Genomic DNA, 9,169 nt, shown 5'->3' on the forward strand with positions numbered 1-9,169 from the left:
AACTCTGTGTTTCTTTATAAATTTAGCCGTAGGCTCACATTACTCTTATGCAAACATCTTATTGAACTCTTCAGCAGAAACGTTCTTATGCTCCAGTTCCACCTGAGACTTCAATGCTGTAGCCAATTTAGATTCAACCACACGATTAACCAAACCTTCTATGCTCTCTTTCTTCTTAAGCATTTCCTTTGAGTAGTTCTCCAGGATTTCTTCAGGCACACTCATCATACCGTATTGTGCAAACTGTGCGCGGGTAGCTTCCTTAGCCATGTTTGTGATGTCTTCCTGCTCAACCTTGATATCATTGGCTTTCACCAGCTGTTCTTTAATCAGGTGCCAAGTCAGCTCTTCGATGCTCTTGTCATAGTTGTCCTCTACAAAGCTTTCTTCCTTGTCAGGATTGTTCAGACGCATAATGCGCTTCAGTAATGCATCCGGGAACTCCAGCTTGCCTACTTTCTCTGTCAGCATCTTACGTGCGTCAATCAAGAACTTATAGTCACTGTCTGCCACGAACTGGTTGGCAATAACTTCCTTCACTTTGGCACGGAACTCCTCTTCCGTTTTCACATTGCCTTCGCCAAATACCTGGTCGAAAATTTCCTGAGTCAAGTCACCCGGAACGAAGCGTGTGATTTCTTCTACCTGAAAGCTGAAATTGGATTTTACTTCGGGAGCAGCTTCCTTGTCAATCTTCAATAAAGAAGCCAATTCGGCTGCATTCCCGTCCCAAGCAGTATTCGGGTTGAATACAAGCACATCGTTCACTTTTGCACCGGCAAAGATAGCTTTCTGTTCGTCATTCTTCATGTACGAAGGCATCATTACAGCACCTTCCACCTGAATGCCACCCTCTTTGGTATTACCTTCTTCATCCAGTTCAGCAAGCAACCCCTTCAGCATGTCATTGTCCTCGTAAACGTCTACCTTGTCATACTTGCCGTTACGTTGAGTGTAAGCCTTGACCTGGTTATCCACCATTTCGTCTGTAACTTCAATATTATAGTAGTCTACCTTATCTTTTGCACTGACTTCAGCTTTAAATTCCGGAGCCAAAGCAATATCAAACAAGAATTCGAACTCCTCCATAGTATCGAAATCAATTTCCTGCTGCTTGTCTTCGTTGGGCAAAGGCTCGCCCAATATATTTACTTTATTGTCCTGGATATACTTATATACTGTTTCTGAAAGCAACTTGTTCACCTCTTCAGCCAATGCAGACTTACCATACATTTTCTTAACTAAGCTCATAGGAACCATACCCTTACGAAAACCGGGAATCTGTGCCTTTTGCCGGAAGCTCTTCAATGATTTGTCTACTTTTTCCTGATAATCTGCTTTCTCAAGCTTTACAGTAAGCAGTGCGCTTACTTTGTCAATGTTTTGTAATGAAACGTTCATTCTGACAATTATTTATTTGATTTATACTTTATTCCATATCTCAAATGAGCGTGCAAAATTAGCGTTATTCTTTCAATTATCAAAAGAACAGTGCCGATTTATTTCAGTTTAATTCTTGAATAGAGCGGTAGAAGAGCCCAACAATCGGGCTGACAACGGAGGACGTTTACGGGAAAGACACTTAGGGAAAAGACAATGATAAACCGAACCGTCCGGTTTCCATCAGAAGAAACAGGAGTTGCCCGAAGACACGACAATCTACAAAAATAATTAAGGAAAAACATTGTTTATCCGAATTTTATGTGTTTCTTTGTCGCGGAATGATGGCGCATTAGTTTTTCGATTTCCATTACATGGTTTTTACTTCCGTTTTCAAGAACGCTTTTGTAAACTCTCTGTCGTTGTAATCCATTTATTATTCAGCCTTCCTTCCAAGAGAGTTTTATTCATTATATTTATTTTATCATTTTCATTATGAACATTTATGTTGGAAACCTTAACTACCGCGTTAAGGAGAGTGACCTGCAGAAGGCAATGGAAGATTACGGCACAGTATCTTCTGTAAAATTTATCAATGACCGCACCACCGGACGTTTCAGAGGCATCGCTTTTGTAGAAATGGAAGATGACGCTGCTGCAGCTAAAGTTATTGCAGAACTAGACGGTGCTGAATTCTTCGGTCGCCAGATGGTAGTGAAGGAAGCAAGACCTCCAAAATATTAATCATAGAGATTTAAGGAGAAATTTAAAAAGACCACTGAATGAGTGGTCTTTTTAAATTTCTATCAATCGACAGTATCCGGGATTACTTCATAAAATCCTTGCGACGAAGCACGAAGCTGTTACTCAGATACTTTTCACGCACAATCTTATTCTCGGCCAACTCTTCCGGCGTACCCTGGAACAGAATTTTTCCTTCAAACAGCAGATAAGCACGATCGGTAATGCTCAGCGTCTCCTGCACATTGTGGTCAGTAATCAAAATGCCGATATTCCTATCCTTCAACTTCCACACAATCTGCTGAATATCCTCCACTGCAATCGGGTCTACACCGGCAAAAGGCTCGTCCAACATAATGAATTTGGGGTCAATGGCCAGACAACGGGCAATTTCCGTACGGCGCCGCTCGCCACCTGACAACTGGTTACCCTTGTTCTTCCTTACCTTCTGCAAGCGGAACTCTGCAATCAGGCTCTCCAGTTTGTCTTTCTGATACTCCAAAGGCTTGTCGGTCATTTCCAGTACAGATGCAATATTGTCTTCCACACTCATTTGACGGAACACGGAAGCCTCCTGCGCCAAATAACCGATACCCGTCTGCGCACGCTTGTATACCGGATATTTCGTTATATCCAAATCATTCAAGAAGATACGTCCCTCATTGGGAGTAATCAGCCCTACGGTCATATAAAACGAAGTTGTCTTACCAGCACCATTCGGTCCCAGCAAACCGACAATCTCCCCTTGCTTCACATCAATGGACACATGGCTCACCACCGTACGCTTTCCGTACTTTTTCACCAAATCCTCCGTACGCAGCACCATACGACCTTCCTCCGTGGCTCTGCCCCGGCAGTCAAGCCTGGTCCGGCCTGCAGATTTTCCTTAACTTCCTCTACATTGTCCTTTATGCCTTTTTCTTCTTCCATACTCTAAAGGTTTTCGCCGCAAATGTAGCAAAAATAAGCCGAAATAGTGTACATTTGCATTCAAATACTTATATGTTATGTTTAAAGCACTTAAGACAGTGGGACGATATATCATACTGATGGGACGCGTATTTGCCCGTCCCGAACGTATGCGTATGTTTTTCCGCCAATATGTCAACGAGTTGGAACAGCTCGGCGTGAACTCTATCGGCATCGTATTGCTGATATCGTTCTTCATCGGAGCTGTAATCACCATACAGATAAAGTTGAATATCGAGAGTCCCTTCATGCCCCGATGGACAGTGGGATATGTAACCCGTGAAATCATGCTGCTGGAATTCTCCTCCTCCATCATGTGTCTGATTCTGGCAGGAAAGGTCGGGTCAAACATCGCCTCGGAGCTGGGCACCATGCGGGTCACCCAGCAGATAGACGCCCTTGAAATTATGGGTGTCAATTCTGCCAACTATCTTATCCTACCGAAAATTGCCGCTATGGTGACAACCATTCCACTGATGGTGACGTTCAGTATATTCGCCGGTATCATAGGTGCCTTCTGTACTTGCTGGTTCGGCGGCATCATGTCGGCGGTAGATTTGGAATACGGCTTGCAATACATGTTTGTCGAATGGTTTATTTGGTGCGGCATCATCAAGTCGCTGTTCTTTGCCTTTATCATTGCCAGTGTATCGGCATTCTTCGGTTACACCGTCGAAGGCGGTTCCATCGAAGTGGGCAAGGCGTCCACCGACTCCGTAGTATGCAGCAGCGTGCTTATCTTATTCGCCGACCTAATATTAACTCAACTTTTAATGGGATGATTGAACTGAAAGGACTTTGCAAATCATTTGAAGAAAAAGAGGTACTGAAAGATATCAATGCCACTTTCGAGAATGGAAAGACCAACCTGATTATAGGGCAGAGCGGTTCGGGAAAAACCGTACTCATGAAATGTATCGTGGGTCTGCTGACACCGGACAAAGGAGAACTGTTGTATGACCACCGCAACTTCCTCGCCATGGGAAAGAAGGAAAAGAAAGCGCTCCGCCGGGAAATGGGAATGATTTTCCAAAGTGCCGCGCTGTTCGATTCCATGACGGTACTGGACAATGTGATGTTTCCACTGAACATGTTCAGCAACGATACCCTGCGCGACCGGACCCGTCGTGCCATGTTCTGCTTGGAGCGTGTAAACCTGATTGAAGCCAAAGACAAATTTCCCGGAGAAATCAGCGGCGGTATGCAGAAACGCGTAGCCATTGCCCGTGCCATTGCCCTAAACCCGCAATACTTGTTCTGTGACGAGCCGAATTCAGGACTTGACCCCAAGACCTCGCTTGTCATCGACGAACTGATACAAGATATAACCCGAGAATACAATATGACTACTCTCATCAACACTCATGACATGAACTCTGTAATGGGTATCGGAGAAAAAATCATCTATATTTACGAAGGACACAAAGAATGGGAAGGCAATAAAGACGATATCTTCACTTCCACCAACGAGCGGTTGAACAGTTTCATATTTGCATCTGACCTATTCCGGAAAGTCAAAGAAGTGGAGATACAGAACCTTGAAGGATAAAACTGCACCTCATTTTCTAACCTATCACATAAGAAAGCGTTCGGAAACTATGTTCCGGACGCTTTCTCTTCATAAAACCAGTTAATAGAATCGACTTATATCATCACGATATATTTTACTTCTGCCGGATATAGATATTTATCGGAGTTCCGGTCAACTTCCATTTCTCACGCATCTTATTTTCCAGGAATCGTCTGTAAGGCTCTTTCACATATTGTGGAAGATTTGCAAAATAAACAAATGACGGCACCTGGGTATTGGGCAACTGCGTAATATACTTTATCTTGATATACTTACCCTTAATTGAGGGGGGGGATACGCCTCGATAAGCGGCAGCATTTCCTCGTTCAAACGAGCTGTCGGAATACGCGTCATACGATTTTCGTACACGTCACGCGCCTCTTCCAATACCTTCAGAATACGCTGTTTGGTCAGTGCCGAAGCAAAGATGATAGGGAAATCCACAAACGGAGCGAAACGGTTGCGGATAGCATCTTCGAAAGTCTTCATCACCTTCACAGTCTTGTCCTGCACCAAGTCCCACTTGTTCACCACAACCACCAGCCCCTTGGCATTCTTCTGAATCAAAGAGAAGATATTCAAATCCTGGCTTTCGATGCCACGCGTAGCGTCTACCATCAAAATACATACATCTGCATTCTCAATGGAACGAATGGAACGGATTACAGAGTAGTACTCCAAATCCTCATTCACCTTGTTCTTCTTACGGATACCCGCCGTATCTACCAGGTAGAAATCAAAACCGAATTTATTGTAGCGGGTATAGATAGAATCGCGCGTGGTACCGGCAATCTCCGTCACAATGTTGCGGTCTTCTCCAATAAAGGCATTGACTATGGAAGACTTTCCGGCATTAGGGCGTCCCACTACTGCAAAGCGGGGAATATCCTCGTCCAGAATTTCATCAGATTCCTTCTTGAACTTGCTGACGATAAGGTCCATCATATCACCCGTACCGCTACCCGTTACAGCAGAAATACAATAAGGGTCACCCAAACCCAAACTGTAAAACTCAGGGGCATTGTATTGCAGTTCATGATTATCAGTCTTATTGGCAACCAGCAACACAGGCTTCTTGGCACGGCGCAAGATGGCAGCCACCTGCTCGTCGAGGTCCGTAACTCCATTCATCACATCCACCACAAACAGAATCACGTCGGCTTCGTCCACCGCCATCAATACCTGCTTACGAATCTCCTCTTCGAAAATATCATCAGAGTTCACTACCCAACCGCCGGTATCTACCACGGAGAACTCACGTCCCAACCATTCGGTCTTTCCATATTGGCGGTCACGGGTGGTTCCCGCTTCCTCATTCACAATTGCCTGACGTGTCTTGGTCAGACGGTTAAATAATGTAGACTTTCCCACATTGGGACGTCCTACGATTGCAACTAAATTTCCCATAGTTCACACTCTTTGTTTTTTGCGACTGTCACAGTCGTATGAATAACTCTTAATCCAGCTGATAACCAAAATTACGCAGTTCCTTGTCCGAACTCCGCCAATCCTTATCAACTTTCACAAACGTTTCCAGGAATATTGTTTTCCCGAAAAATCTCTCCAAATCACGGCGCGCTTCAGTAGCCACTTTCTTCAAAGCCTTCCCCTGCTTGCCTATGATAATACCTTTTTGCGAATCACGCTCCACATAGATTACGGCACTGATATGAATCTTCTTTGCCTCCTCCTTAAACTGTTCTACCATCACCTCCACCGAATAAGGGATTTCCTTATCGTAGTACAACAGAATTTTCTCACGGATTATTTCGGTCACGAAGAAACGCGCCGGCTTGTCCGTCCACTGGTCCTTGTCGAAATAGGGAGGTGAGTCGGGCAACAGTTCCTTCACCCGCTTCATGACATAATCCACATTAAATTTCGAAGCAGCAGAGATAGGAATAATTTCTGCCTTCGGCAGCAATTCCTTCCATGCTTCCACCAGTTCCACCAACTTTTCCTGATTGCTTAAGTCAATCTTATTGATAAGCAGCAATACCGGAACGTCCAAGTGTCCCACTTTCTCCACAAAATCATTATGCTTGTCGGGAGTCTCAACCACATCTGTCACATACAGCAACACATCCGCATCCGCCAATGCCGAAGTGGAGAAATTCAGCATGGACTCCTGCAACTTATAGTTTGGCTTCAATACACCCGGAGTGTCCGAAAACACAATCTGCATGTCATCCGTATTATAGATGCCCATAATCCGATGACGGGTGGTCTGCGCCTTGAAAGTGGCGATAGAAATACGCTCACCTACCAAAACGTTCATCAATGTGGATTTGCCCACATTCGGATTTCCCACGATATTTACAAAACCTGCTTTGTGCATGACTTCAGTATTTGAATTGAGACAAAAAAACGCATCGAATCGAAATAGGATGCGTTTTTATCATATTATATTTAGCAATAGTATGTTACTGCTTCTTTCCGTCGTATCCCCACTTCACATACACGGCTCCCCAGGTAAATCCTGCGCCGAATGCAGTGAAAATAAGGTTGTCGCCTTTCTTCAGCTTATCTTCAAAGTCCCAGATACAAAGAGGCAACGTAGCAGCACTGGTATTGCCGTAACGTTCGATATTAATCAGTACTTTCTCACGAGGAACTTCCAGACGATGTGCCACAGCATCGATGATACGAAGATTGGCCTGGTGCGGAATCACCCAGTCAATGCTATCCTTTGTCAGACCGTTTTTCTCGGCAATGGCCGCGCTAACATCCGACATATTGGATACGGCATACTTAAACACAGTACGTCCTTCCTGATAAATGTAATGCATGTGGTTGTCTACAGTAAAATAAGAGGGAGGACAAACCGAACCACCCGCTTTCATATGCAGGAAAGGCAAACCTTTGCCGTCGGTTCTCAGAATAGCATCCATAATACCTACATCTTCTGTTGTCGGTTCGAGCATGAAAGCTGCAGCACCGTCTCCAAAGATAGGACAAGTAGCACGGTCTGTATAATCAACCATTGACGACATCTTGTCGGCTCCCACAATGATAACCTTCTTATATCTTCCAGAACGGATGAAATTGGCCGCAGTCTCCATCAGATAGAGAAATCCGCTGCAGGCTGCCTGCAAGTCAAAAGCATATGCATTTTTCAGCCTTAGCTTATCACATAAAATAGAAGCTGTAGAAGGGAAATGATAATCCGGAGTAGAAGTAGCTACAATCACCAGATCTATATCATCCGGATCCGCGCCAGTACGTTGCATCAGCTGTTTGGCAGCTTTACGCGCCATATAGGAACTACCTAACCCTTCTTCATTCAGGATACGTCTTTCCTTTACTCCGATACGAGTCATAATCCATTCGTCATTGGTATCCACCATTCTTGAGATTTCGTCATTCGTCAAGACGTAATCAGGTACATAACCGCCGACTCCTGTAATTACTGCATTTATTTTTTCCATTAAAATCTTGTTTACTTATAGAACTACTGAAACAACGGTAGTCTAAAAAGGTTTGCTTATTAAATTACAAATCTTTTTAGACGCCCGATATTCAAGTATAAGTTTTAGTCAAACTGACCGTAATTATACGGCAGCTTCCTTTTCAACTGCAAGCTTACCTCTATAGTAACCGCATGCACCACATACAGTGTGATATACATGCCACTCACCACAATTCGGGCAAATAGCCAGTGTAGGAGCTACTGCTTTATCATGAGTTCTTCTCTTCGCAGTTCTTGTTTTTGACTGTCTTCTCTTAGGATGTGCCATTTTCTTTAATCTTTAATTGTTATCTAATATTTTCTTTAATTCGTCCCAACGCGGGTCTACCTGCGTTTCTTCTTCATTCATCAGCTCCACCTCTTCTTCCGGAACAAATGTGTCCTCAGCCATATCATCATCCGGAGTAGTGCGCATATGCTTACTCAATTTGCTGGTCATTGCCTTGTTACACTTACCCGGAGCATGCACATGCTTCATGGGGATGGCCAGAGCTACAAACTCGTACATAAACCATGCTACATTAATCTCACCCTCCTCTTCGGGAATTACAATGAGATTGTCACCTTCTTCGGCATATTCATGACCGAACTTAACCAGCAACTTATCTGTCGAGCTGACAAGCTGTTCCATATCGTCCAAACAACGGTCACATGGCACCCACACCATTCCGTCTGTCTGGAAGTTCAATTCGAAAGCACGAGATGTTTTCTTTACAACTAACACCACATTGACTTTACCCTTCTGTACTTCCGGTCCATCAATATTGGCAAAGAAAAGGTTGTCTAACACAAACTCATATTTGCATGAATCTGCTTGCATACCTTTCAGGTCTATTTTGTATTTATCAAACTTTCCCAAAGCTTCTTTTGTTTATTCGGGCGACAAAGATACGAATAATTATCCTCATTATGTAGTATTTAGAGTAAAATATTCATTTTTTATGTTCATTTCACCCTGATATCACTACAAATCAGCAGAAAACTCATGGCCTAAAACACAAGAACAATCCATGCCGGCATCCAAATATATGTAAAGATAT

Annotated in this window: 10 protein-coding genes and 1 pseudogene; 3 read left to right on the forward strand and 8 right to left on the reverse strand. The window is 43.7% G+C overall.

Annotated features, from left to right (window positions below; all coding sequences use genetic code 11):
- Positions 1-45: 45 nt before the first annotated feature.
- Complete coding sequence (gene tig, locus JCM16496_RS17745) at positions 46-1,401, reverse strand: trigger factor (RefSeq protein WP_025835911.1); 1,356 nt, start codon at positions 1,399-1,401, stop codon at positions 46-48.
- A 474-nt stretch (positions 1,402-1,875) separates the two neighbouring features.
- On the opposite strand from tig, the gene rbp reads away from it, so the two are divergent.
- Entirely contained in the window at positions 1,876-2,124 is a 249-nt protein-coding gene (gene rbp, locus JCM16496_RS17750; protein WP_025835912.1) for an RNA-binding regulator, read from the forward strand.
- Between the two features lie 82 nt (positions 2,125-2,206).
- Here rbp and lptB read toward each other — a convergent pair whose 3' ends face one another.
- Together lptB and JCM16496_RS24725 are read right to left on the reverse strand one after the other, a co-directional pair.
- Positions 2,207-2,947, reverse strand: a complete 741-nt coding sequence (gene lptB / locus JCM16496_RS17755) for an LPS export ABC transporter ATP-binding protein (protein ID WP_034523256.1) — start codon at positions 2,945-2,947, stop codon at positions 2,207-2,209.
- Positions 2,920-3,051, reverse strand: coding sequence for a hypothetical protein (locus JCM16496_RS24725; protein ID WP_262482786.1), 132 nt, complete (start codon positions 3,049-3,051; stop codon positions 2,920-2,922). Before JCM16496_RS24725 ends, lptB begins: the two co-directional genes overlap by 28 nt.
- 77 nt (positions 3,052-3,128) lie before the next feature.
- Between JCM16496_RS24725 and JCM16496_RS17760 the strand changes: the two genes are divergently transcribed.
- Together JCM16496_RS17760 and JCM16496_RS17765 are read left to right on the forward strand one after the other, a co-directional pair.
- Positions 3,129-3,872, forward strand: a complete 744-nt coding sequence (locus JCM16496_RS17760; protein WP_005829541.1) for an MlaE family ABC transporter permease — start codon at positions 3,129-3,131, stop codon at positions 3,870-3,872.
- On the forward strand, positions 3,869-4,639 hold the full coding sequence (locus JCM16496_RS17765; protein WP_005829539.1) for an ABC transporter ATP-binding protein: 771 nt from the start codon (positions 3,869-3,871) through the stop codon (positions 4,637-4,639). The genes JCM16496_RS17760 and JCM16496_RS17765 overlap by 4 nt, the downstream gene beginning before the upstream one ends.
- Before the next feature lie 115 nt (positions 4,640-4,754).
- On the opposite strand, the pseudogene der reads toward JCM16496_RS17765, so the two are convergent.
- From der to JCM16496_RS17785, 5 genes and pseudogenes are all read right to left on the reverse strand, one after another.
- A pseudogene (gene der, locus JCM16496_RS17770) lies at positions 4,755-6,067 on the reverse strand (ribosome biogenesis GTPase Der).
- Positions 6,068-6,116: 49 nt separating this feature from the next.
- Positions 6,117-6,998, reverse strand: coding sequence for a GTPase Era (gene era / locus JCM16496_RS17775; protein ID WP_025835914.1), 882 nt, complete (start codon positions 6,996-6,998; stop codon positions 6,117-6,119).
- A gap of 85 nt (positions 6,999-7,083) precedes the next feature.
- Complete coding sequence (locus JCM16496_RS17780) at positions 7,084-8,088, reverse strand: beta-ketoacyl-ACP synthase III (RefSeq protein ID WP_005829534.1); 1,005 nt, start codon at positions 8,086-8,088, stop codon at positions 7,084-7,086.
- Between the two features lie 123 nt (positions 8,089-8,211).
- The gene (gene rpmF / locus JCM16496_RS22255) at positions 8,212-8,397 is read right to left on the reverse strand and encodes a 50S ribosomal protein L32 (protein WP_004288267.1); all 186 of its coding nucleotides are present in this window, start codon (positions 8,395-8,397) and stop codon (positions 8,212-8,214) included.
- Positions 8,398-8,409: 12 nt separating this feature from the next.
- Positions 8,410-8,988, reverse strand: coding sequence for a DUF177 domain-containing protein (locus tag JCM16496_RS17785; protein ID WP_025835917.1), 579 nt, complete (start codon positions 8,986-8,988; stop codon positions 8,410-8,412).
- Between the last annotated feature and the right edge of the window lie 181 nt (positions 8,989-9,169).

The organism is Bacteroides rodentium JCM 16496 (genome assembly GCF_000614125.1).
GTDB classification, from domain to species: domain Bacteria; phylum Bacteroidota; class Bacteroidia; order Bacteroidales; family Bacteroidaceae; genus Bacteroides; species Bacteroides rodentium.